This window comes from Fibrisoma limi BUZ 3 (assembly GCF_000296815.2).
Taxonomy (GTDB): Bacteria; Bacteroidota; Bacteroidia; order Cytophagales; family Spirosomataceae; genus Fibrisoma; species Fibrisoma limi.
In genome coordinates, this window is record NZ_CAIT01000006.1 from 616,319 (window position 1) to 639,348 (window position 23,030).

Consider the following 23,030-nt stretch of genomic DNA (forward strand, 5'->3'; position numbering starts at 1 on the left):
GAAGAAAAAGAAAATTGATTGAGTTGATACGCTTTTTTACGAGCCATTAAACGATGAGAAATAATTGCCTGCTTTTGTGAGTATGACAGTGAATTGAACAGATTTTCAAACTCGTTTAGAGTATTATTCAACGTAAGCGAATCAAGTTATTTTTGACATAAAACAATTTGATAATGCATTGTTAGACAGCGACTTGTTGAGTAGCCAAGTCGAACTATACCTGCTTGCTGCCTGTTATTAATGTAACTTACTCAACAAAACATTCATGCCTGATTTCAAGCCCAAAATGCTTTTATATACCGCCGATGCGCTTAATGAGCGTGGCGAAGCTATCATGAGCCAGTATCCGGATGCAGAAATTTTGCAGGTTACGCAACATAACCGATTACCTGAACTGGGCATGAATCATTTTAAGGTAAAGTCCGATGTATTAGTGCTTGGTAAGCTCAAGACGAAGGACATTAAATGGAGCGGTCGAAGTTCTGATTACATCGCGCCGAGTCTGGCAAATGGTTGTTTCGGCGGTTGCGCGTATTGCTACGTTGACCGGCATAAGAAAGTAAACCCAATTACGCTGTTTACCAACGTTGACGAAATTATGGGAGCGGTTGATAAGCACGTTCATACGCTGCCCTGGCCGAAGGAGCCGAACCAGACCGATCCCGTCTATCATACCTACGACATTGGCTGCAACTCCGACATTTCAATCGATTACGGATTGTCTGATGGCATTCGGCAAGTGTTCGAGTTCTATCGCGACCATCCACGGGCCAAGGCAACCTTTGCAACCAAATTTGTGAATAGTGATATGCTGGCGTTTGACCCAAAGGGTAAGGTGCGCATCCGGTTTAGTCTGATGCCGACGCACGTCAGCAAGCTTGTCGATGTGCGAACCGATTCCATTGAAAAACGTATCGCTGCCATCAATGACTTCTATGATGCTGGCTATGAGGTACATGTCAATTTCTCACCCGTCATTGTGTATGGGAGCAATCCGGGCGATCGACGCCAGTGGCGCGACGATTACCGGGAGCTATTTCGTCAACTGGATGCAACCGTACGGCCCGAGGTGAAAGCGCAGTTAAAGAGTGAGGTGATTTTCCTGACGCACAACCAATGGCAGCATCAGGCGAATCTGGCCATCAATCCGAAGGCAGAAGAACTGCTGTGGGTACCCGAGCTACAGGAAAACAAACGTAGCCAGTACGGAGGCTGGAATATTCGCTACGACCACCAGTTGAAGGCCAAGATGATTGAGGTGTTCGGGCAAATGGTGCGGGAGGAGATACCCTGGTGTGAAATTCGGTATATTTTTTAGCGTAGGGCATGGGGCATGGGGCAAGTAACCCCTTGCCCCATGCCCTACGCTAATCCACACTGTTCGCATTTTGCTTGCCTTTGCCGGGCTTATTGTCGTTGTCCTGATTGCCCTCGCTTCGGTGACGTTTGTTACCGTGCTTGGTACCTTCCTCCTTCTGATTTTTGGTGCTGTTACCGCCCGCACTCTGCGGGGAATAGTACTTAATGAACTGGTTCATAGCTTCTGTTGATTAACCTTGATCCTTGTTTGCACGGCCGGGATTGTTCGGTTCAGAATGTCCGCCGTTATTATTACCACTCCGGTTTCCACCGTGATTTCCCTGACTTGGGCTATTGTGTCCGCCACCATTCGATTTTTGCTGCCCCCGTCCTGCGGTTTTATCGCTCGAGCCGGTTTCCGTAGGCGCGTAATACCTGATTAGTTTCATACGGAATGCTGGTTATAAATACGTTTGTTAATATTATAAATCTACAGAATTAGTAGATTGTTTTACTGCATTTATATTGTGAGCGAACGGGGGCATAAAAAAGGCCACTACTTTGACGTAGTGGCCTTTTTGTGGTTTAATACGATGTTAGTTGCTATGGCCGCCTTTGTTGCCTCCGGTAGCCTTGCCCGCGCTGCTGTTGCTGCTTTTCGAGTGTTTCGAGCTTGAACGAGCCGTTGATTGGCGGCCCGTACCTGTTGAACCATGGTCGGTGCCATTGTTCTGATTGCCCGTGATGCGCTGATCCTTGTATTCCTCCTCTACCTTTTCCAGGGCGTCTTTATGTTTCGTTGCCATAACGTTGGGTGTTTGTAATGGCAATCTAACCGGTCAGCGGGCATTTTGTTTGACGTATTCGTCCATTGAAAAGCGTCCGGAACCAATCACCAGAAAGACCAGCAACAGAATCAGCACGATAAGCGACAGCCAGAGTTCAGAATTTAGCGGAGAAAACCCTTTTGAAATATTGACGAAGAAAACCGCCCCAACCAGGATGGGCAGTTGCAGCAGGGCCATCAGCCGGGTTAGGCAACCCATAGCAATCAGGAAGCCCCCCATCAGGTGAGCAAACGCAACGTAGTGGACCAGTACCACCGGCAATAAGCCAAAACGCAGACCGCCCACTAAATGAGACAGGTACGTTGTGTCGCTGATGAAGCTCACTCCCTTCAGAAACAACAGCATACCCAGCATGATACGTACGGCGTCGGTCCAGGCGGGGTGATGCGTATCGCCCCAGTGTTCAATGCGGTGCAACAGATTCATAACCGTAAGGGATTTAGTGAAAACTAACCTAATGTACGGATATGAATAGCAATAAGCAAGTTGATTGTCAATTAGTTATTATGCATTTGCTAGGTAGTTAGCGAGGGCGTTTTTAGCTCCTGTCAGCCCATTTGAGATCCACCACAACCGCTTTGTGGTCAGAGCCGGGCTGTTCGAGGGGCTGGAACCGAACGGTCCGCAATCCGCCGTTCACAAACGCATGATCGATTGGAATCATGCCCGGCGGGAAGAACCGTGGCCAGGTTGGACTGATACCAAAACCTTTACGACAGGCTGCCAGGGCTGGTTGGGATACCGGCTCTTCTTCGAAGATGCGGTGATATACCGGCGAAAACACGCTGATGTTAAAATCGCCGATCAGCAGCGTTGGTCTGGGCTCCCGGCGGGTCAGGTCGGCTACGTATGCCAGTTGCCGATTCCGTTCAGCGAACCACGACGGCAGGACCGGCGTACGGGGATGGACCGTAACCAGAGCCATCTCCCGGCCATTGATCGTCGTGGTCAGATGAATGACCTGCTGCGTTTTTACCGCTTGTTTATCCACCGAAAAAGGCGTTCGGCTACCCACCAGAATATGGCACGGCCCCTTTGACCAGATTTCATACTGAAATGGATAGGTGGAACGAAGGGGAACCAGCGCCCGGATGGTAGCCGGTGTCATTTCTTGCAGCACAAACAGGTCGGGCTGTTGCTCGCCAATGAGCCTGATGGTGCGCTGCATGTCGGTATCCGTGTACAGAACGTTGGCGTGCAGTACACGGAAGTCATGCTGAGCTGCCGCCGGAGGGTCGGCCACCAGCCAGGGGGCAGCCAGAAAGCTATTCAGAAGCAGACAGCCGGTTGTGATGCGAACCAGTCGGCTGCCGGTAAAAAGCCAGTAGGCAGACAGGAACACGGCCACCACGCAATAGAGCACAACAAAGTGGCTGACTAATTCAAAAACAAAATAATACTCGCCCAGGCGACCCACCAGAGTAGCAGCCACCAACGCCCAGGTTGCCCAGCGCAGCCACCGATTGAGGTCAAAACGGGGGCCTCTTCCGGCAGATTGGCGTGGGGCAATCGGTGTAAGCACAGAATTGCCTTTCACAAGATTGATATTCAGGTTGTCTACAAAAGTAATCGCGGTCCAATCGAAATAGTTGGTTCACGGCGCAGATTTTTCGTTGTCGGTCAGCTTAAAACACGGGACATCGCGTACTGCCCCGGTGTTTGGCTTTTTTCATCCTGGGCATTCGCCGTCGCTCAACCTGAACCGGACCCTGCCGAACGGGGGGAGCAACCGCCGATGGGGCCGGAGCCAGGGGCTGCGCATTGCCCGTGGTTTCGGAGACTATGGGCGTCGGCGGATCGGGCGGAATCGGGAGCACCACCGCTTCGGGATAATCGTATGCATCGAAGCCGTAATCGTAGAGGTAGATGTTGATGTAGCCGTCGAGACTATATTTCGTACTGATCGTTTTAGCCGATACGCCCTGACCAGCTTGCACAAGATCAGGTTTCATGGCCAGTGAATCTTTGTAAAATCGGCTGTACAGGACATATTTGTTATACATAAACGCCCGATTACCGGAATCCAGCTTCAGCGCTACGTCGAAATAAAGCCGCGATTCTTTGGGGCGCTGCGCGCTGGCGTACATGACAGCCATGTTATTGATGGCGGTTTTGCTCAGGTAAGCCTGATAAGCCTTCACCGCGTTGTCGTACTGGCGGGTGCTTTTGAACAGATTGCCGAGGTTGTTCTGGTAGTATTTGCTGGTCGTATCCGCGGCCTGCGCTTTCTGAAAATCTGTCTGGGCACGCGAATAATACTGTCTGGCCTGATGCTCATCGCCCCGCTGTTCCTGCCGGAGGGCCTGATACATGCGGACAATCCCCCGGTTATTATACAAAAACGCCGTACGGTGGCCCCGATTGATCAGGCTGTCGTAGATGGCTGCGGCTGCATCGATGCGGTCCAGTTCCAGCAGGGCCACCCCAGCGCCGTTCAGCGCATTCATGTCGCGGGGGTTTTGCCTGAGGGCCTGCCGGAAGTTGTCGTAAGCCTGGTCCATCTGGTTCAGTTTCAGATACAGGCTCCCCCGGTTGGTGAGCAGTTGGGCGTTGCTGCGATCATTGGGCAGGGCCTGCTCAACGTGGTGCAAAGCCGCGTAGAAGCGATCCTGCCGACGAAACAGGTCACTCAGGGCCAGTTGCGTGGACGGATTGCTCGGGGTTAAGGTATTAGCCGTTTTAAGGGCCGTTTCAGCCCGGCGCATCTGCTTGGCTTCCAGGTAACTCAATCCGGCATAGAGAAACGCATCCCCATGAGCCGTATTGGATGCTAACAGCGCCGGTTCACCCAGGGCAAAGTGACGGGCGGCTTCGGTGTACTGTTTTTGCCGATACGTAATAACCCCCAATCCTAACTGAGCGTAGCGGTCGAGGGAGTCGAGACGTAGGGCGGCATCGTAGGCGAGTTTAGCCGAGCGGTACTGACGTTGCGCGAGCAGGGCGTGCCCCAGGGCGGTTTGCGCCTGTGCCCACTGCGGCTGAAGCCGGGCCGCCTGGCGAAAGGCAACCGTGGCCTGCGCAAAATCCCGGTTCCGATAAGCCGCATTCCCTGCCTGGAGTTGAGCTACGGCTTTCGGATTCGTTGGTTCGGAACGAGCCGAAAGGGGGGCTACGGCTCCACGCGCCACCCCCGATTCCTGAGCGGTCGATTCGGTTGGCGTTTTTTCATTCAGGCGGGTCGTGAGCTTATTTGCCGGGGTCGGTTGGGGTTGAGTCCTCGCGATAACCGGTATACCAATGCACAAAAACAGCCAAACCAACTGCCAATACCTCATCCAGATTCTGTTAATGTTTACCAAGTCAGGTAGCCTGAAAAAACGTAAGACGCTTAATTTAGTATTCACCCTACAGGCTACATAAAGTATAACTGCTTTTGGCCAAAATTAGCGTGTAAGCGCGACTGTGACAAAACCTGATTTTTGTTACCTTTGGGATATAATGGCAACAAAAACTGTGACAAAAGCCGAATTGACGGCCCAAACCCTTGATTTTCTGCGTGAGTTAGTGCAAAACAACCACCGCGACTGGTTTCAGGCAAATCGTAAACGTTATGAAATGGCCAAAGCTGAATTTGAAGGCTGGGTTGGCCGTGTGCTGACGGGCGTCGGTTTATTTGAGCCGTTACCCAATACCGACGTTAAAGACTGCATTTTCCGCATCAATCGCGATATCCGGTTTTCTAAAGACAAATCGCCGTATAAGCCAAATTTTGCCGCGGCTATTGGACCGGGCGGGCGCCATTCGGGCCGGATCGATTATTACATTCACTTGCAACCAGGTAATGAGTCGTTTCTTGGGGCTGGTATGTGGCAACCAACGGCCCAGCACCTCAGCAAATTCCGGCAGGAAATTGATTACAATGCCAATGAACTGAAGAATATTATTGAAGCTGATGCCTTCCGGGTTTACTTCCCCGAAGTTTGGGGTGAAACCATGAAAACGGCCCCCAAAGGATATTCTGCTGATCATCCTGAAATCGATCTGTTACGTCGGAAACAACTGTTTTTCATGCACCGCTACACCGACAAAGAGGTGCTGAAACCAACGTTTGCTGAGGAGGTTGTGCGGGGTTGTCAACTCGTGAAGCCGTACTGCGATTTTTTGAACTACCTGTTTTTTGATGAAGTTAACGAGACCGTGTCGATCTGATTTAACCATTATCCAGCATGAAACGACTTCTTTTCGGCCTGATCTGTGCCCTGCTGACAACGCTTGCCAGCGCGCAGTCCAATCCCGTGCAATTTGGGTACACCTACAAAGTTGACACTGGTACCCAGGATAAGCAGGTGTTTATCTGCGGACAGCGACCCTTTAACGAAAAAGGCGAACTGGTTGGAAGCGGTGATCTGGGGGCTCAGGTCAGACAGGTATATGAAAATGTCAAAACGGCGCTGGGAAAGGTGGGCCTTACCTTACGCGACGTCAAACAGGTTACGTATCATCTGAAGGGTGTACCGGGCCAGGTGAGTACACTGGCTAATCAGCAGATCTTACAAACCAATACGATCTATTTCCCGGACGGCGCTCCCAAAATTTCGGAGTTAAAGAACATCCCGAAAATTCTCCGCGACGACGTATTGATTGAAGTCGAAGTGATTGCGTCAAAATAAAAAATCCTCCTCAGCACCACTGAGGGGATTTTTTATTTTGACTGACGAAGTCAGGCGGTTGCCAGCATCGAAACGGCTTTTGCTTCAAGCATTGTTTCGCCCATCAGGTAGCAGTCGGCGGCCCGGGCGGCTTCGCGGCCTTCCGAAATAGCCCATACCACGAGCGATTGACCCCGACGCATGTCACCGGCGGCAAATACTTTAGGGTTCGTGGTCGTCTGATAATGCGTGGTCTTCACATTACCGCGTTCATCGTATTCCAGCTCGAGGTCATCGAGCAGACCGTTGTGCTGCGGATGCAGGAAGCCGGCTGCCAGCAGGGCCAGTTCGCACGGAATGTCCCGTTCAGAACCCGGAAGCTCGACCATCTGCATTTTGCCGCCTTCGTTCTGCCAGGTCAGATCAACGATACGTAGCGCTTTAAGATTACCTTGCTCGTCGCCAATGAAGGCTTTGGTGTTGATTGACCAGAAGCGTTCGCAGCCCTCCTCGTGTGATGTTGATGTACGCAGCATCATCGGCCAGTTGGGCCAGGGTGTATTAGCAGCCCGATCTTTCGGCGGCATGGGCATTAGCTCAATCTGAGTTACGCTGGTGGCACCGTGGCGATTTGACGTACCGACACAGTCGGAGCCGGTATCGCCCCCACCAATAACGACTACGTTTTTGCCGGTCGCCCAGAGATCGCCATCACCGTACGGCACCCCGCGGTGGTCAACTTCAACCGGCCGGTTTGATACGCGTTTGTTCTGCTGGCTGAGGAACTCCATCGCCGGATAAATTCCCTTTAGATCACGGCCAGGAATAGGCAGATCGCGCGGAACTGTTGAACCGCCCGTCAGCATCACCAGATCAAACTGTTCCAGCAGATCTTTGGCTTTCAGATCAACCCCCACGTTTACGCCGGTTTTAAAAATTACGCCCTCGGCTTCCATGACTGCCAGTCGGCGGTCGATCGTCCATTTCTCCAGTTTGAAGTCTGGAATGCCATAGCGAAGCAAGCCCCCGATCTGATCGGCGCGTTCAAACACAGTTACCGTATGCCCGGCTTTGTTCAATTGCGCAGCCGCTGCCAGCCCTGCAGGGCCGGAGCCAATGACGGCTACGTGTTTACCCGTCCGGTTTGTCGGAGGGTTTGGTTTAACCAGACCTCGTTCAAACGCGATTTCAGCAATTGATTTTTCGATGAATTCAATGGCAACGGGCGGCTTGTTGATCCCCAGCACACACGAAGCTTCGCAGGGGGCCGGGCAGATGCGTCCCGTAAACTCCGGGAAATTATTGGTCGAACTCAGAATTTCGTAAGCAAACTCCCAGTTTTGTTCATACACGGCGTCGTTGAACTCAGGAATAATGTTGCCCAGTGGACAGCCGCTGTGACAAAACGGTGTACCGCAATCCATACAGCGGGCGGCCTGCCGTTGTGAATCCTGCTCCGAAAACGGCATTTCAATCTCTTTGTAATCGTGAATTCGTTCCTGCGGGTCGCGCTTTTTGGGCAGTTCACGAGCGAATTCTAAAAATCCGGTAGGTTTTCCCATTATCTGAAAAACAAACTAAATGATTGACTAATTTGTGCCTTACCCCTGCGCTACATCGACCACGATGTCCTGATACACTACGTTTTTATCCCGAATCTGCTCTGACAACGCAATGCCCCGGCTGATGAGCGCTTTGCTGAAGTCGTCCGGCAGCACCTTCACAAACTGACCGATCAGGGCATCCCAGTTCTGAATCAGCGTCAGGGCTGCGTTGCTGGTTGTGTACTGGAAGTGCTTCTCGACGTATTCACGGACAATACCCTGGTCTTCGTCGTTCAGCGGCTCCAGGCTCACCATTTCCGGGTTCACTTTAGAGGCAAACGTTCCGTCTTGGTCCCATACGTAGGCAACACCACCCGACATCCCGGCCGCGAAGTTGCGTCCGGTCGTGCCCAGAATGATGGCTAGCCCACCCGTCATGTACTCCAGGCCGTGGTCACCGACTCCCTCAACAACGACCTTGGCCCCCGAATTCCGGACGCAGAATCGCTCGCCCGCCATACCCCGGATGAACGCTTCACCAGAGGTCGCGCCGTAGAACGATACGTTACCAACGATGCTGTTTTCTTCGGGTTTGAACGGGGCCAGACGGTCGGGGTATACAATAAGCTGTGCACCACAGAGACCTTTACCAAAATAGTCGTTAGCGTCGCCTTCCAGCTCTAACTTAATGCCGCGGGTGGCGAATGCGCCAAAGCTCTGTCCGGCCGTACCGCGCAGCTTGATGTGAATCGTGCTATCGGGAAGACCCGGTCCACCGTAAACCTTCGAGATTTCGTTCGAAAGCATCGTACCAATACTCCGGTTGATGTTCTGAACGGTAAACTCGCCATAGACTGATTCAGCGTCGGAGAGGGCAGGCTGGGCTGCTTCGATCAGCTTACGGTCCAGTACATCATCGAGGCCGTGATCCTGCTCTTCCTGTTTGTACAGCGCTACGTCGAGGCTAACCGGCTCTTTGTAAAGCAGTGCCGATAAGTTGATGTGCTTGTATTTCCAGTGCTGGATGTCGTCGCGCATCTCCAGCATTTGTGCCTGACCGACCATTTCAGCAACCGTCCGGAAGCCCAGTTCAGCCATGATTTCTCGTAGTTCCTGCGCCATGAACGTAAACATGTTCACCACATGCTCCGGTTTACCGGTAAACATGGCCCGCAATTCTTTATTCTGTGTAGCAACGCCAACCGGGCAGGTGTTCAGGTGACACTTCCGCATCATGATACACCCAGCGGCAACCAGCGCGGCCGTTGCAACGCCAAATTCTTCGGCACCCAGCAGGGCAGCAATCGCCAGGTCGCGACCCGTACGGATCTGGCCATCGGCCTGTACGGTAACGCGACCACGTAGCTTGTTCCGAACCAGCGTCTGGTGCGCTTCGGCCAGGCCAAGCTCCCACGGCAGTCCCGCGTGACGGATCGACGAGAGGGGCGAAGCACCCGTACCGCCGTCGTGACCCGAGATCAGGATGTGGTCGGCATGGGCTTTGGCAACGCCCGCAGCAATGGTACCAACACCGGCCTCAGATACAAGCTTGACGCTGATCCGGGCGTCGCGGTTGGCGTTTTTCAAATCGGAGATCAATTGCGCAAGATCTTCAATTGAATAAATATCGTGGTGGGGTGGGGGCGAAATCAACCCAACACCCGGCGTTGAATGACGCGTCCGGCCAATCCAGTCGTCGACTTTATGCCCCGGGAGCTGACCGCCTTCACCAGGTTTAGCCCCCTGCGCCATCTTGATCTGCAATTCTCTGGCGTTGGTGAGGTAGTAACTGGTTACGCCAAACCGACCCGATGCCACCTGCTTGATGGCGGAATTCATGCTATCGCCGTTTTCGAGCGGCTTGTAGCGCAATTCATCTTCACCGCCTTCGCCGGAGTTGCTCTTGCCACCAATTCGGTTCATGGCGATAGCCAGCGTCGTATGAGCTTCCCACGAAATGGAGCCGAACGACATAGCGCCGGTTGCAAACCGTTTGAAGATGGTTTCGATCGGCTCAACCTCCTCAATTGGAATGGGAGTACTCTTTCTGAATTTCAACAGACCCCGCAGTGTAATCGCTTTCTGCGCCTGATCGTCGATTAGTTTCGCGTATTTCTTATAGATCGAATAATCGTTGCGTTGGGTCGACTGTTGCAGGAGGTGAATCGTATCCGGATTGAAAATATGCTTTTCGCCCCGCTGCTTCCACTGATAAACACCACCAACTTCCAGTCGACGCGTCGACGGGGTGGGCGTTTCGGGGAATGCCGTGCAATGTCGAACCAAAATCTCACGGGCGATTTCGTCCAGACCCATGCCACCGATTCGTGAAACCGTACCCGTGAAGTAGCGATTCACTACGTCTTCGTTCAAGCCCAGGCACTCAAAGATCATAGCACCCTGGTACGATTGCAGGGTTGAAATGCCCATTTTCGAAAATATCTTAAGCAGTTCGCCGTTGACCGCCTTGATGTAATTCCGGTACAGCTTGTCGAGATCGTAATCGACCTGCAACAGGCCGCGCTCTTTCATGCTGGCAATGGTTTCAAACGCCATGTATGGGTTTACGCCCGAAGCGCCGTACCCAATCAGTGTAGCAAAATGGTGCGTTTCCCAGACGTCGCCGGCTTCAACCACAATACCTACCTTGCCACGGAGTCCGCGCCGGATGAGGTGGTGGTGAATGGTAGCCGTAGAGAGCAGCGATGGAATAGGGGCGTGGCTACTGTCAACATTCCGGTCCGACAGAATAATGATTGAATAGCCATCAGCAATGGCATCTTCGGCGTAGCGGCATATCCGGTCGAGGGCGCGTTCGAGCGACTCGCCTTTGCCGTCGGCCAGGAAATAACAGTTAATTGTTTTAGCCTGGAAATGGTGCCGGTCAATGAACCGAAGCTTGTCAAACTCCGGTACGGTCAGCACCGGCTGGTCCAGTTCTACCTGGCGGCAGTGTTCCGGGGTTTCGTCGAGGAGGTTATACGTTGTCCCCACGAACGAAATCAGCGACATAATGGCCCTTTCCCGTATCGAGTCAATGGGTGGGTTGGTCACCTGCGCAAACAACTGCTTGAAATAATGGCTCATGTGCTGGCTCTGCTCCGACAGTACGGCCAGCGGTACGTCGGTACCCATGGAGCCAAGCGCTTCTTTGCCGGTTTCGACCATCGGCGCCAGAATCATCCGCAGGTCCTCCGACGTAAAGCCGAATACCTGCTGCAACCGGAGCAGCGATTTCTCGTCGTAGTTCCGGTACGTACGAGCCGGCGCTTCCAGTTCCGAAATACGGATCTTATATTGATCGAGCCATTCCTGATACGGCTGACGCGCGCAAATGTCGGCTTTCAGATCTTCGTCCGAAATGATGCGGCCCTGTTCCATGTCCACAACGAACATTTTACCCGGTTGCAGGCGTCCCTTCCGAACTACTTTGGCCGGATCAACGTCCAGCACACCTGCTTCGGATGCCATGATTACCACATCATCGTCGGTAACCCAGAAACGCGACGGACGCAGGCCGTTCCGGTCGAGGGTAGCGCCCACAATCTTGCCGTCGGTGAATGATATCGACGCCGGACCGTCCCAGGGTTCGATCAGGCCGGCGTGGTATTCGTAAAAGGCTTTCCGGACCGGGTCCATCTGCTCGTTACCGTCCCAGGCTTCCGGAATCAGCATCATCATCACGTGCGGCAGCGAACGGCCACTCATGACCAGTAGTTCGATGGCATTGTCGAGGTTCGCTGAATCGGACTGGCGCGGGTCGCAGATGGGCAGCAGCATGTCCATCTCCTCTTTCGTAAACTTGCTCGATTCCAGCAGCGATTCGGCCGCTTTCATCCAGTTGACGTTGCCCCGTACGGTGTTGATTTCACCGTTGTGAGCAATGTAGCGGAACGGCTGCGCCAACTTCCACGACGGGAAGGTGTTGGTTGAGAAGCGCGAATGGACTACCCCCAGGGCCGATACCACCTCTTCGCGTTGCAAATCAGGGAAGTACGGCTCCAGCTGACCGGTTGTAAGCTGACCTTTATACGTCAGGGTCCGGCACGAGAGCGACGAGAAGTAAAAGTTATTGACTCCCGCTACCGTTTCATTGATGATGCGGGTGCTGTAGTTACGTAGTACGTATAATTTACGCTCAAAATCGTCTGGGTTGCTGACCGAAGCCGGGCGTTTAACGAACAACTGTTCCATCTGCGGTTCGCAGGACCGGGAGCCGTCGCCCAGATCCGTATTGTTGACCGGCACCACGCGGTAGCCGAGCAGTTCGAGGCCCAGCTTTTTCATGTTCCGGTTCAGAATAGCCCGGCACTCTTCCCGCAACCGGGCTTCTTTCGGAAAATACACCATCCCGACGCCATATTCCAGCGCAGGGGGCAGGTGAATACCTAATTTACGGCATTCGTCCAGAAAGAACTCGTGCGGAATCTGAATGAGCAGACCTGCACCGTCGCCCGTGTTTGTTTCCGAGCCAACCGCTCCCCGGTGTTCCATGCGCCGAAGCATGTGCAGGGCATCAGAAACAATCTGGTGAGACTTGCGGCCCTTAATATCGGCGATGAAGCCAATGCCACAGTTATCATGTTCAAATTCCGGGCGGTATAGCCCTTCAGTCAGGATTGGCGAAGAGCCGCGTTGGTCAACCTGATCAGACATAGTCGTAACAGCGTTTATCACGAATGATTAACAAATTCAAAATCACAAAGGGTTCAGGCCGGATGAAGAAGTGATGGTTGGTAGCCGACCTTTATTCCTGATACGATGAAGTCGTGCAATATACTACAAAAATTATTTGGTAAATAATGCTTAAATCCGAATTTAATTTTTCCAGGCACTTTTTGCTGAACTCGTTCTATTTTTTCTTTATTTATGAACAATTTTCAAAAAGTCATGAGTTGAATAGAAAATGTCATAATCTGCCAAGTAGCAGGGGAGTGACAAAAAAAACGTCGGCGGGGTACTTTATGAAATAATATGACAGTGACCTGAAAAACTCATGAATTGAGCTCGGCGCTCTAAGCAGAGAAAATCAATTACCGATAAAAAAATACCTTCTTGTTCGTAAACTGCTTTCAATATATTCGTGCAAAAAAATGCTTCTCAAAATTTTATTAATCTAAGTTTTCGTTAACCAAACTCTACCCATGCGTTTCAACCGCAATTTTCTGTTAAGCTCCGCCCTTGTTGCCGGAGCTATGCTTCTGGATGGTTGTCAGCCCCAGGACTCATCAGCAACTAAGCCGTCAACAGATGCTATGCCGGCGGCTGCCAAAGCCCGGGTAGCTGCCCTGGATGGTCGTTACATCGTCATTCTGAAAGAGGGTATGTTGTCGTCAGCTCAACTGGCCAACCTGAATCAGGTAGCTGCTCAAATGGGAATTAATCCCCTTGAAATTTACGAGCGATACAGCGAAGTAATCGAAGGGTTTGCCGCTAAACTGACACCTGAGCAGTTGCGGCTGCTGGCGAATAGCCCGATCGTTGATTACATTGAGCAGGACCAGATCGTTCGTTTATCGGAGCCCATTAAGGGTGAAGTGACAACAGCTGCCAGTACGCAGGAAGTCCCCTGGGGCATCACGGCCGTGGGGGGATTTGTGAACTATACCGGTTCGGCCAAAGCGTATGTGATTGACACAGGGATCGATCTCGACAATCCGGAACTGAACGTTGACGCCAGCGCCGGTTTCAACGCATTTACAACCGGACCGGACGCTGCTTCGCTCGATGACCTGAATAGTCATGGAACACACGTGGCCGGCACAATCGCAGCCAGAAACAATGACTTTGGCGTGGTGGGCGTAGCGGCTGGTGCCAAAGTGGTTCCGGTGAAAGTGTTGGGCGGTGATGGCAGTGGCTCAACATCGGGGGTTATCGCCGGGGTTGATTTCGTTGGTCGTACGGCTAAGCGGGGCGACGTAGCCAACATGAGCCTGGGTGGCGGATCATCAACGGCCTTAGACAACGCCGTTAAGAAAGCAGCCGGGAAGGGAATTTATTTCTCCGTAGCGGCTGGTAACGATGGCCTGCCTGCTAACTGGTTCTCGCCGGCCCGCGCTAATGCGACCAACATTCGGACGGTATCTGCGCACGACGTAAACGGCGTATTTGCTTATTTTTCAAACTATGGTAACCCGCCGGTCGAAGTAGCCGCGCCGGGTGTAGCGGTTAAATCAACGATTCCGGGTGGAGGTTACGCTACCTATAGTGGTACGTCGATGGCGGCTCCGCACCTGGCTGGCATTATGCTCGCTAATGGTAGCGGTAAATACTATACAAAAGGTACCGTAACGGGTGATTTTGACAATACGCCGGATAAAAAAGCGTCGCGTGTGAGATAGGTTTTTTAAATATAACCACTTGTTTTACAGCAAAAAAGCCGCTCAGTGAGCGGCTTTTTTGGTGATCCGGCTGGGACTCGAACCCAGGACCCATACATTAAAAGTGTATTGCTCTACCGGCTGAGCTACCAGATCATTTCCCGGTGGTTTATCCGTTTGGGACTGCAAAAGTAGAGGTTATAGGTCCTAAACGCAATACCTGGCTCAACTTTTTTTTATATGCTCTATTAAAATCACGGCTTCGGCAGCTTCACGTACGTCGTGTACCCGGAGAATGGCCGCTCCGTTCAGGAGGGCAGCCGTATTGAGCACAGTCGTGCCGTTGAGCGCCTGATCGGCGGTTATCTGTAATGTTTTCCAGATAGTTGTCTTGCGCGAAATACCCACTAACAGCGGTTCGTCAAACACCCGAAAGGCGTCGAGCTGCCGCAGCAGTTGAAAGTTATGCATCGGGGTTTTGGCAAACCCAAATCCCGGATCCAGGATAATGTCCTTTTGGCCTAACGCCCGTAGAGCCGCCACCCGAACGCCAAGTTCATCAATCACGTCTGTCACCAGGTTATCATAGCTGGCTAAGGACTGCATCGTTTGCGGATTGCCCCGCAGGTGCATCAGAACGTACGGAACGCCAAGACCAGCAACGGTCCCGAACATGGCATCATCGAGTGTACCGCCTGCTACGTCGTTGACCAGTACGGCTCCGGCGTTTACTGCCTGCCGTGCTACTGAGGCCCGAAACGTATCGACCGAAAGCAAAGCATCGGGAAAATTGGTCAGAATGGCTTCAATGATGGGCAGGACCCGATCGGCTTCTTCGCCGGCACTTACCTCGGCCGCTCCCGGTCGGGTAGAATAACCGCCCACGTCGAGAAAGGTAGCGCCATCGGCCAGCATCCGTTCTGCGGCCGCTACGGCCTGATCTGTATGCACTGATGTTGAGTTCGTTGTGGGTGATACACGGCTTCCAGCGTAGAACGAATCGGGGGTTACGTTGAGAATGCCCATCACGGCCGGTGTCGTCAAATCGACGAGTCGCCCCCGGCAGTTCAGCGTTTTTTTCGTATCTTTCGGGTACATTCGTTACCAGATTTCGGTTGACAGTTTTCGCCGGGCCGTTGTTGAAGTAGACTGTAGCGCCACAATTCGAAGACGGAAAACCGAAAACCATCCACCAATGACCCAAACCGAACTCGAATATCGGCAGGTAATCCAACGCTGCAAAGATCTTTTTCTCAAAAAAAACCAGGACTACGGTACAGCCTGGCGTATTCTTCGGCTTCCCAGCATTACTGATCAGATTTTTATCAAAGCCCAGCGGATTCGCACCCTGCAGGAAACAGGTGTCAGTCAGGTAGGCGAAGGCATTGAGCCGGAATTTGTCGGGATCATCAACTATTGCGTAATGGCGCTGATTCAGCTCCATTTTCAGACAGCATCCCAGACCGTCGATGGTCAGCCGGACAAGACGGCCAAGATGGATATCCCAACCGACGAACTTGAACACCTGTACGACGAACAGATTGGCCAGGTTATGCGTTTGCTGTTTGCCAAAAATCACGATTATGGCGAGGCCTGGCGCGATATGCGGGTTAGCTCCATGACGGACATTATTCTCATGAAGCTGCTGCGTACCAAACAAATTGAGGACAACCGCGGAACTACCCTGGTTTCGGAGGGCGTTGACGCCAATTATATGGATATGATTAATTACGCCGTTTTTTGTTTGATTAAACTACAGAACACTGGACGTTAGACGCTGAATAGTGGATACCAGCCACTGGATACTTGTCCAATGTCTGGCGCACTATTCCGTAATAATTAATATGGATACAACCGCCCCCCAAGCCCGAGTTAAAACCGGAACCCCGGCGATGCTGATTGCCGCCCGGATTGCCCGTTATGTCGTTGGCATTGTTTTCATTTTCTCCGGGCTGATTAAACTCAACGATCCCGTAGGAACCCAGATCAAGTTTGAAGAATATTTTGAAGTCTTTGCGCAGGACGTACCGTTGCTGCACGATTTCTTCATGGCTCTGGTTCCGTTTACCCTCGCCATGTCGGTCCTTTTCTGCGCGGCTGAGGTGGTGCTGGGCGTGGCGCTGCTGGTGTCGTATCGGCCCCGGCTAATTTCGTGGTTGCTTTTCTTCCTGATTATTTTCTTTACGTTTCTGACCTTTTACTCGGCCTATTTCAATCGTGTAACCGACTGCGGCTGCTTCGGCGACGCCATCAAACTGAAGCCCTGGACCTCGTTCGGGAAGGACGTTGTGCTGACCGTATTGATCCTGTTTATCATTGGCCACCGCAACCGGATGCGCGCCCGCAAAACCGGCTGGATCGTAGGACTAACCATCGTGCTGACTCTGGGTCTTGGTATATACGCCATTGAGTTTTTGTCTCCGCTGGATCTGTTGCCATATGCGGTTGGAAAGAGTATTCCGGCCCAGATGAAGCCGTCAGAACCCTTGCGTTATAAGTACGTGCTGGAGAAAGGCGGCAAGGAGTACGAATTCGAGCAGTATCCATCCGACCCGTCTTACAAGTTCAAGGAGATGGTCCTGGTGAACGAGAACGCCAAGCCGAAAATTACGGACTATCGCGTGTGGAATGACGAAGGCGATTTTACGCAGCAGACGTTCGAAGGCAAGAAACTGTTCATTATTCTAAAGGACGTAAACGACTTTGATCCGGGCAGCATTCCGGCCATTCGGTCGCTGGTGAAGGACCTGCAAGGCTCCGCCGTTTCGCCGTACTTCCTTACCTCGGTCAGTGACGACGAAATCAAGGCATTCCGCAAGGAGTTTCAGCTCGAAAACGTACCGTACTACAAATCCGACGCGACGGTGCTGAAAACCATTATGCGCTCAAACCCCGGTACGTGGCTGCTGAACGACGGCGTCGTGAAAGGCAAGTGGCATTACAACACCACACCCGACGCGGCCGACGTTTTAGAATTAGTGAAGCAGTAGAGGAAGGGAGGAGAGTAGGAAAGGAACAAAGAATCTTTCCTCCTCTCCTCCCTTCCTCCCTTTCCTCCATTCCTCCCTTGAAAAACATCTTCCTCATTGGAATGCCTTCGTCGGGAAAGACGACCCTGGGCAAACGTATCGCCGAAGCTCTCCATTACCGTTTTGTAGATACGGACAAGCGAATTGTTCGCGAAGAAGGACGTACCATCAACGACATTTTTGCGCAGTCCGGCGAATCCTATTTTCGGGAGGCCGAACGGCGGGTTCTCTGTAAGATTAAACCCGGTAGCAGTCTGGTGGTAGCAACGGGGGGCGGTATGCCGTGTTTTAATGACAACATGGACTATATCAATGCCACGGGGATTTCGGTATTTCTGGACGTACCCGTGGCGGTGCTGGTGCAGCGAATGGTCGCCCATGCCATCGACGACCGGCCCCTTTATAATGCTAATGATCCCGAATTGGTACGGTCGCTGGAGCAACGGTACCAGAGTCGCCTGCCATACTACAGTAAGGCGCATGTGATAGTAACTGGAGAAACAAACGAAGAGGAAGTACTTCAAAAAGTTGGGGCGTTGCTGTAACACTGAAGGTTAACACAAAAAATCCGGCCACACTGAACGCTTCAATGTGGCCGGATTTTTTGTGTTAAGTCAACGTTCGCTTAAAAGAATACTCCAAGCGACAGCGTCAGATTTGTGTTCCGGTTGGTCAGCAGGGCCGAACCGTAGTTCTGCGGGTTGTTCAGCGTATACGGCGTATAAGCTGACTTTGTCGTGTAGAATACACCCGCCAGATCGGCAAAGAACCGGTCGTTGCGAACGCCGATACCACCGCTGTACAGCAGGGTGTTCCGTTCGTTGTCCCGTGCTAACTGGTCGAAATTCGTGTTGTAGGCACTGGGAATGTAAGCAGCACCGGCCCGCAACCGAAGCAGTCCACTGCGGAATTCACCCCCCACCCGGAAATTAACCGTGTTGTTATAAGTCGCCTTGATTTCGTTCGTGATGTCCTGCCGGAACGCCTGATTATCCGCGGCCGATGTATAGAACGATGTCCCGGCCCGCAGCCCTTTGTAGCCAACGTATTCTGCCGTAGCCGTTATGAAGCCACTACGTCCGAAGAGATACGTAACGCCGGCCGAAGCCCGCAGGGGCGTCGTGATGGTAAAGTCAAAGTTCTGAGGTGCTGTGGGAACTGACGTATTATCAGGAATGAACAGCACCGGGCGACCCTGATCATCGGTTTGAGGAATACCAATCGGATCAATCGAAAGGTTCTGACTGAACTCTTCGCGGAACGTACGGGTCGTAAAGTTCGGCGACAAGATGTTGGCCCCAATCTGAACGTTCTGATCCAGTTTATAAATTAGGCCAATGTTCAGGTTAATGCCGTTACCTGTAACAGAATAATTAGACGTTTGTCGGAACCCATTGAACACGCGGCCTCCTACGTAACTTTCGTCAAACGTATCCGTGAATTCATAGCGGGTGCGCGTAAAACCCAATGTACCGCCAACGTATAGCTTGTCGTTGAAGTTGCTGGCTAGCGAAAGCCCCCACTGACTTACCGATCCGTTGGAGGTAAAGCTACCGCGTTGATCAACCGGAACGTTTACATCATACCGGAAATAATTCGTTCCGTTTTCCTGTGTTGGGTTAATCAGGTAAAGCTGATAGGCTGCTGCTTCAAGATTATCGGCTATATTGTTCTGAGCATCATATTCCGCATCCAGCGACCCTGAAGGAATACCGCGGGCGTTCACCGTTTCGACGTACGAATCAGCCAGCGAGCTCCGGTTGTTACGTCCCCGATAGACATATTCATTGTTTAGACTGATTTGCCGCGAGTAAGTAAGACCGAACGTAGTCCGGCGGATGTTGCGGTTGTCGTTGTTGGGCGAACCACCGGCGAAGATCAACGCGGCACTCCCCACAAACGGGACCGCTTTTGAGGAGTTGGTGGTTTGCCCGAGGTAGTCAGCCCCGACATTCAGCAAGCGCAGGGAAGGGCTGATGCTTAGCTCCGAGCGGTTGTAAAAACCCAGGCCAGCCGGATTGCCCCAGGCATTGCTGGCATCAGCACCCAGAGCTGCGTGGTTACCGCCGATGCCCTGAAAACGGGCGGTTCCGTTTATAATCTGTTCCGAATACCGGAAGGCATCCCCAGCGTACTGTCCGTACGAAACAGCGGCCATAAGCATGAGGCCGCCTGTTACATATATGCGTTTATCCATTTTGTTAGATGAGTAAAGGGTGTGCTTTGCCGGTAAGACCAAATTGACGGAAAAACGTTTAAAGCACCTATTCACATAAACGAAAAATCCCGCCGAATGTCAGTTCGGCGGGACGTAATTTTGATGAACGGTGCTGATTAGCGTGGTCCGCGTGAGCCACCACCACCCGAGTAGCCACCGCTGCTGGAACCACTGCTACCGCCCCGGCTGCCTCCGCTGGGAGCGCTGTAGCTGGGGCTCGGAGCGGAGTAATTACCCCGGCTCTGGCTTTGGTAGGATGGCTGCTGGTAGCTGGGTTGCTGATAACTTGGCTGACGCTGCTGATAGCTACCCCGGCTGTTGCCGTTGTACGACGGAGCCGGTGTATACGTGCCGCGGCTGTTCGACCGTGGACGAGCGTAGTAATCGCTGCTTGAGCTACCACTGTTATACGACGGCGCTGTGTACGTACCGCTACCACTGCTGGTGCGGCCACCGCTCGACGAACCATTGTCGTAGTAGTAAGTCCCACGGCTATTCGACCGGGGACGAGCATAGTACGAATCGCTGCCCGTACGGCTGTTGGTGTTGTTCGTTGAGGCCGACGTGCCGTTACCTGAGTAATAGGCACCACTTGCCCGACGGCCACCGTTTGGATCAGCCGGACGGGGCGTATTCACGAACGCATCGTTGTAGCGAGCCGACGACCGGTCGTTCCGGGCTCCGTACACCCGGTTGTTTCGGTAGGGGTCCGCGCCCGTTACGATCACGTTGCCGGCATAAACCGGACGACCCCAGCCGCCATAATACCCGCCATAGAATGGGCTGTATAAACCACCGTAATACGGGCTATAGAACGAGTCATAGAAGCCACCGTAACCATAGCCAAACGGCGAATAGAACGGGCTATTGAAGGCATAGGCAGGACTAAAGAACGGATCGTAGAAACCACCGTAACCGTAGTTAAACCGATTCCATCCCCAGGTCGAGCCAAGGCCCAGACCAATACCAAAATTCAGCCCGTTGTAGAAGGTATTGTTATACCCCCACGGATTCCAGCGGTACGAGTTGAAGGCCGGATTGCCGATGCCTGCATAATAGCCATTCACAAAACCGGCGTTGTAGTCATTATCGGTGTTCCAGCCCGGATCGGGAGAAAGCCCCCGCTTCAGTTTGCGGGCACTCAGCTCCGAATAGTATTCATCCGAATTTGCATCATAAGCCTGCTGATCCTCCGAATACTCAGGGTTGGCGTTGCGGGCAGAGCGTCTGGGACGATCAAGCCGCTGCGCATCCCGGTTGGGTTCGGACGAGTTGCTGGCATACACCTCAGCATTGGCCGAGTTGCCGTACAAATCGTCAATTTCGCCTGCGTTCCGGGCGGTCTGCCGGCTGGAGCTACAGCTCCAGAAACCCAGCAGCGCGGCCAGCGCCAGGTATCGATATACGCGTTGCGTGTTCATTGGGCAAGGGGATTATAGTAATAAAGGCTCATATTATTTAGCCGTTAAATCCATAACGCAGGAGCAAACGGTTTGATTACAAAAATAGAGGAAAAACCTATCTTTGCAAGTTTTCAACCTATTAGATTCCTATTTGTTCAGCAGGGTTTAAAACCTTACAAACTTTTTTTGGACGCTGAATGCCGGTTGCTGAATACTGAACAAGATATATAGAATAAACACTATATTTCAATCTAATGTTTCACCTCCGCTCGTCATCATTCAGCGTTCTGATTCCAACGTCTTACTCATGGCAAAAGCGATTCCTTCCCGTAGTGAAAACTACTCCGAATGGTACAATGAACTGATCAAAAAAGCGGATCTGGCCGAAAACTCAGCCGTTCGTGGTTGCATGGTGATCAAGCCGTATGGCTTCTCGATCTGGGAAAAAATGCAGCGCGCGCTCGATGATATGTTTAAGGAAACCGGCCATACGAACGCTTACTTCCCGCTGTTTATTCCTAAATCCTACCTGAGCAAAGAAGCGTCGCACGTAGAGGGATTTGCCAAGGAGTGCGCCGTCGTAACGCACTATCGGCTAAAGAACGCCGAAGACGGCTCCGGCGTGGTGGTTGACCCGGAAGCGAAACTGGAAGAGGAACTGATCGTCCGACCGACATCGGAAACCGTTATCTGGAGTACGTATAAAAACTGGATTCAATCGTACCGCGACCTGCCGCTGCTGATCAACCAATGGGCCAACGTAGTACGCTGGGAAATGCGGACGCGGATTTTCCTCAGAACGGCCGAATTCCTGTGGCAGGAGGGACATACCGCCCACGCAACCGCCGAAGAGGCTATGGAGGAAACCCGGCAGATGCTGGACGTGTACGCCCGGTTTGCCGAAGAATGGATGGCTGTGCCGGTTGTGCGCGGGGCCAAAACGCCAAACGAACGTTTTGCCGGGGCCGAGGATACGCTGTGCATCGAAGCCATGATGCAGGATGGTAAGGCGTTGCAGGCCGGAACCTCCCACTTTTTGGGGCAGAATTTTGCCAGGGCATTTGATGTACAGTTTCTGAACAAGCAGAACCAGCTCGACTACGTCTGGGGAACATCGTGGGGGGTGAGTACCCGCCTGATGGGGGCGCTGATTATGGCCCACTCCGACGACGATGGTCTCGTGCTGCCGCCAAAACTGGCACCCATTCAGGTTGTTATTGTGCCGATTTACCGTAAGGAAGAACAACTTGCCCAGTTGACCGATAAGCTTAAACCGCTGATTCAGGAACTGCGGAAGGCCGGCATTTCGGTGAAGTACGACGACTCCGATGCTAACTCACCCGGCTGGAAATTTGCCGAATACGAATTGCGGGGTGTGCCGGTCCGGCTGGCAATGGGAGCCCGCGACCTGGAAAACGGCACGATCGAAATTGCCCGACGCGATCTGAAAACGAAAGAAACGGTGCCGTTCGATGGCCTGGCCGAACGTATCAAGCTATTGCTGGAGGATATTCAGCGGACGATTTACCAGAAGGCCATGTCGTTCAGGGAGGCCAATACCTTCCGGGTCGATACGTACGATCAGTTTAAAGAGCAGATCGAGAAAGGCGGCTTCATTCTGGCGCACTGGGACGGTACGTCCGAAACCGAGGAGGTTATCAAGGAAGAGACGAAAGCAACAATCCGTTGTATTCCGTTTGATCAGGAGCCGGAAGAAGGTGTCGATATCTATTCTGGAAAACCATCGAAAGGCCGGGTCGTATTTGCCCGGGCTTACTAA

At 52.5% G+C, this 23,030-nt stretch carries 18 protein-coding genes and 1 tRNA gene; 8 read left to right on the top strand and 11 right to left on the bottom strand.

Going from position 1 to position 23,030, the window contains the following annotated elements; all coding sequences use genetic code 11:
* Nucleotides 1-265 precede the first annotated feature (265 nt).
* Nucleotides 266-1,318: a spore photoproduct lyase family protein gene (locus BN8_RS10480; protein WP_009281836.1), complete on the top strand. Its 1,053-nt coding sequence runs from the start codon at nt 266-268 to the stop codon at nt 1,316-1,318.
* Nucleotides 1,319-1,367: 49 nt separating this feature from the next.
* Here BN8_RS10480 and BN8_RS33240 read toward each other — a convergent pair whose 3' ends face one another.
* The 5 genes from BN8_RS33240 to BN8_RS10500 form a co-directional block, all read right to left on the bottom strand.
* Nucleotides 1,368-1,538, bottom strand: coding sequence for a hypothetical protein (locus tag BN8_RS33240; protein WP_009281837.1), 171 nt, complete (start codon nt 1,536-1,538; stop codon nt 1,368-1,370).
* 357 nt (nt 1,539-1,895) lie between these two features.
* The gene (locus tag BN8_RS10485; protein WP_051041030.1) at nt 1,896-2,105 is read right to left on the bottom strand and encodes a hypothetical protein; all 210 of its coding nucleotides are present in this window, start codon (nt 2,103-2,105) and stop codon (nt 1,896-1,898) included.
* Between the two features lie 33 nt (nt 2,106-2,138).
* Nucleotides 2,139-2,573: a DoxX family protein gene (locus BN8_RS10490; RefSeq protein ID WP_009281839.1), complete on the bottom strand. Its 435-nt coding sequence runs from the start codon at nt 2,571-2,573 to the stop codon at nt 2,139-2,141.
* A gap of 112 nt (nt 2,574-2,685) precedes the next feature.
* On the bottom strand, nt 2,686-3,684 hold the full coding sequence (locus BN8_RS10495; RefSeq protein WP_040005719.1) for an endonuclease/exonuclease/phosphatase family protein: 999 nt from the start codon (nt 3,682-3,684) through the stop codon (nt 2,686-2,688).
* Nucleotides 3,685-3,772: 88 nt separating this feature from the next.
* Nucleotides 3,773-5,422, bottom strand: a complete 1,650-nt coding sequence (locus BN8_RS10500) for a tetratricopeptide repeat protein (protein ID WP_009281841.1) — start codon at nt 5,420-5,422, stop codon at nt 3,773-3,775.
* Between the two features lie 163 nt (nt 5,423-5,585).
* Between BN8_RS10500 and BN8_RS10505 the strand changes: the two genes are divergently transcribed.
* Both BN8_RS10505 and BN8_RS10510 read left to right on the top strand, forming a co-directional pair.
* The gene (locus BN8_RS10505; RefSeq protein ID WP_009281843.1) at nt 5,586-6,296 is read left to right on the top strand and encodes a DUF2461 domain-containing protein; all 711 of its coding nucleotides are present in this window, start codon (nt 5,586-5,588) and stop codon (nt 6,294-6,296) included.
* A gap of 17 nt (nt 6,297-6,313) precedes the next feature.
* Entirely contained in the window at nt 6,314-6,757 is a 444-nt protein-coding gene (locus BN8_RS10510; protein WP_009281844.1) for a RidA family protein, read from the top strand.
* Between the two features lie 50 nt (nt 6,758-6,807).
* Here BN8_RS10510 and BN8_RS10515 read toward each other — a convergent pair whose 3' ends face one another.
* Both BN8_RS10515 and gltB read right to left on the bottom strand, forming a co-directional pair.
* Nucleotides 6,808-8,298 (bottom strand): glutamate synthase subunit beta, encoded by a 1,491-nt coding sequence (locus tag BN8_RS10515; protein WP_009281845.1) that lies wholly within the window; start codon nt 8,296-8,298, stop codon nt 6,808-6,810.
* 39 nt (nt 8,299-8,337) lie between these two features.
* Nucleotides 8,338-12,936 carry a glutamate synthase large subunit gene (gene gltB, locus BN8_RS10520; protein WP_009281846.1) on the bottom strand — a complete coding sequence of 1,533 codons (4,599 nt, stop codon included), beginning with the start codon at nt 12,934-12,936 and terminating at the stop codon, nt 8,338-8,340.
* Between the two features lie 488 nt (nt 12,937-13,424).
* Here gltB and BN8_RS10525 point away from each other — a divergent pair, with 488 nt between their 5' ends.
* Nucleotides 13,425-14,621, top strand: a complete 1,197-nt coding sequence (locus BN8_RS10525; RefSeq protein WP_009281847.1) for a S8 family serine peptidase — start codon at nt 13,425-13,427, stop codon at nt 14,619-14,621.
* A 59-nt stretch (nt 14,622-14,680) separates the two neighbouring features.
* On the opposite strand, the gene BN8_RS10530 is transcribed toward BN8_RS10525, so the two are convergent.
* Nucleotides 14,681-14,756 (bottom strand) — tRNA-Lys (locus BN8_RS10530).
* A gap of 69 nt (nt 14,757-14,825) precedes the next feature.
* Nucleotides 14,826-15,698 (bottom strand): dihydropteroate synthase, encoded by an 873-nt coding sequence (folP, locus tag BN8_RS10535; protein WP_009281848.1) that lies wholly within the window; start codon nt 15,696-15,698, stop codon nt 14,826-14,828.
* Nucleotides 15,699-15,795: 97 nt separating this feature from the next.
* Between folP and BN8_RS10540 the strand changes: the two genes are divergently transcribed.
* The 3 genes from BN8_RS10540 (at nt 15,796) to BN8_RS10550 (ending at nt 18,174) form a co-directional block, all read left to right on the top strand.
* Nucleotides 15,796-16,374 (top strand): DUF1599 domain-containing protein, encoded by a 579-nt coding sequence (locus tag BN8_RS10540; RefSeq protein WP_040005720.1) that lies wholly within the window; start codon nt 15,796-15,798, stop codon nt 16,372-16,374.
* Nucleotides 16,375-16,444: 70 nt separating this feature from the next.
* Nucleotides 16,445-17,590 (top strand): BT_3928 family protein, encoded by a 1,146-nt coding sequence (locus BN8_RS10545; RefSeq protein ID WP_009281850.1) that lies wholly within the window; start codon nt 16,445-16,447, stop codon nt 17,588-17,590.
* A 77-nt stretch (nt 17,591-17,667) separates the two neighbouring features.
* Nucleotides 17,668-18,174: a shikimate kinase gene (locus BN8_RS10550; protein WP_040005722.1), complete on the top strand. Its 507-nt coding sequence runs from the start codon at nt 17,668-17,670 to the stop codon at nt 18,172-18,174.
* Nucleotides 18,175-18,254: 80 nt separating this feature from the next.
* Here BN8_RS10550 and BN8_RS10555 read toward each other — a convergent pair whose 3' ends face one another.
* Complete coding sequence (locus BN8_RS10555) at nt 18,255-19,826, bottom strand: hypothetical protein (protein WP_009281852.1); 1,572 nt, start codon at nt 19,824-19,826, stop codon at nt 18,255-18,257.
* Between the two features lie 137 nt (nt 19,827-19,963).
* Nucleotides 19,964-21,268, bottom strand: coding sequence for a pilus assembly protein (locus BN8_RS10560; RefSeq protein WP_009281853.1), 1,305 nt, complete (start codon nt 21,266-21,268; stop codon nt 19,964-19,966).
* Nucleotides 21,269-21,557: 289 nt separating this feature from the next.
* On the opposite strand from BN8_RS10560, the gene proS reads away from it, so the two are divergent.
* The gene (gene proS / locus BN8_RS10565) at nt 21,558-23,030 is read left to right on the top strand and encodes a proline--tRNA ligase (protein ID WP_009281854.1); all 1,473 of its coding nucleotides are present in this window, start codon (nt 21,558-21,560) and stop codon (nt 23,028-23,030) included.

What these genes read in the sequence shown, in the direction of transcription:
- folP (WP_009281848.1), bottom strand. Translation starts at nt 15,698, where the DNA reads ATGTACCCGAAAGATACGAAAAAAACGCTGAACTGCCGGGGGCGACTC.
- BN8_RS10480 (WP_009281836.1), top strand. Translation starts at nt 266, where the DNA reads ATGCCTGATTTCAAGCCCAAAATGCTTTTATATACCGCCGATGCGCTT.
- BN8_RS33240 (WP_009281837.1), bottom strand. Translation starts at nt 1,538, where the DNA reads ATGAACCAGTTCATTAAGTACTATTCCCCGCAGAGTGCGGGCGGTAAC.
- BN8_RS10545 (WP_009281850.1), top strand. Translation starts at nt 16,445, where the DNA reads ATGGATACAACCGCCCCCCAAGCCCGAGTTAAAACCGGAACCCCGGCG.
- proS (WP_009281854.1), top strand. Translation starts at nt 21,558, where the DNA reads ATGGCAAAAGCGATTCCTTCCCGTAGTGAAAACTACTCCGAATGGTAC.
- BN8_RS10560 (WP_009281853.1), bottom strand. Translation starts at nt 21,268, where the DNA reads ATGAACACGCAACGCGTATATCGATACCTGGCGCTGGCCGCGCTGCTG.
- BN8_RS10500 (WP_009281841.1), bottom strand. Translation starts at nt 5,422, where the DNA reads ATGAGGTATTGGCAGTTGGTTTGGCTGTTTTTGTGCATTGGTATACCG.
- BN8_RS10485 (WP_051041030.1), bottom strand. Translation starts at nt 2,105, where the DNA reads ATGGCAACGAAACATAAAGACGCCCTGGAAAAGGTAGAGGAGGAATAC.
- BN8_RS10540 (WP_040005720.1), top strand. Translation starts at nt 15,796, where the DNA reads ATGACCCAAACCGAACTCGAATATCGGCAGGTAATCCAACGCTGCAAA.
- BN8_RS10510 (WP_009281844.1), top strand. Translation starts at nt 6,314, where the DNA reads ATGAAACGACTTCTTTTCGGCCTGATCTGTGCCCTGCTGACAACGCTT.
- BN8_RS10525 (WP_009281847.1), top strand. Translation starts at nt 13,425, where the DNA reads ATGCGTTTCAACCGCAATTTTCTGTTAAGCTCCGCCCTTGTTGCCGGA.
- gltB (WP_009281846.1), bottom strand. Translation starts at nt 12,936, where the DNA reads ATGTCTGATCAGGTTGACCAACGCGGCTCTTCGCCAATCCTGACTGAA.
- BN8_RS10505 (WP_009281843.1), top strand. Translation starts at nt 5,586, where the DNA reads ATGGCAACAAAAACTGTGACAAAAGCCGAATTGACGGCCCAAACCCTT.
- BN8_RS10555 (WP_009281852.1), bottom strand. Translation starts at nt 19,826, where the DNA reads ATGGATAAACGCATATATGTAACAGGCGGCCTCATGCTTATGGCCGCT.
- BN8_RS10490 (WP_009281839.1), bottom strand. Translation starts at nt 2,573, where the DNA reads ATGAATCTGTTGCACCGCATTGAACACTGGGGCGATACGCATCACCCC.
- BN8_RS10515 (WP_009281845.1), bottom strand. Translation starts at nt 8,298, where the DNA reads ATGGGAAAACCTACCGGATTTTTAGAATTCGCTCGTGAACTGCCCAAA.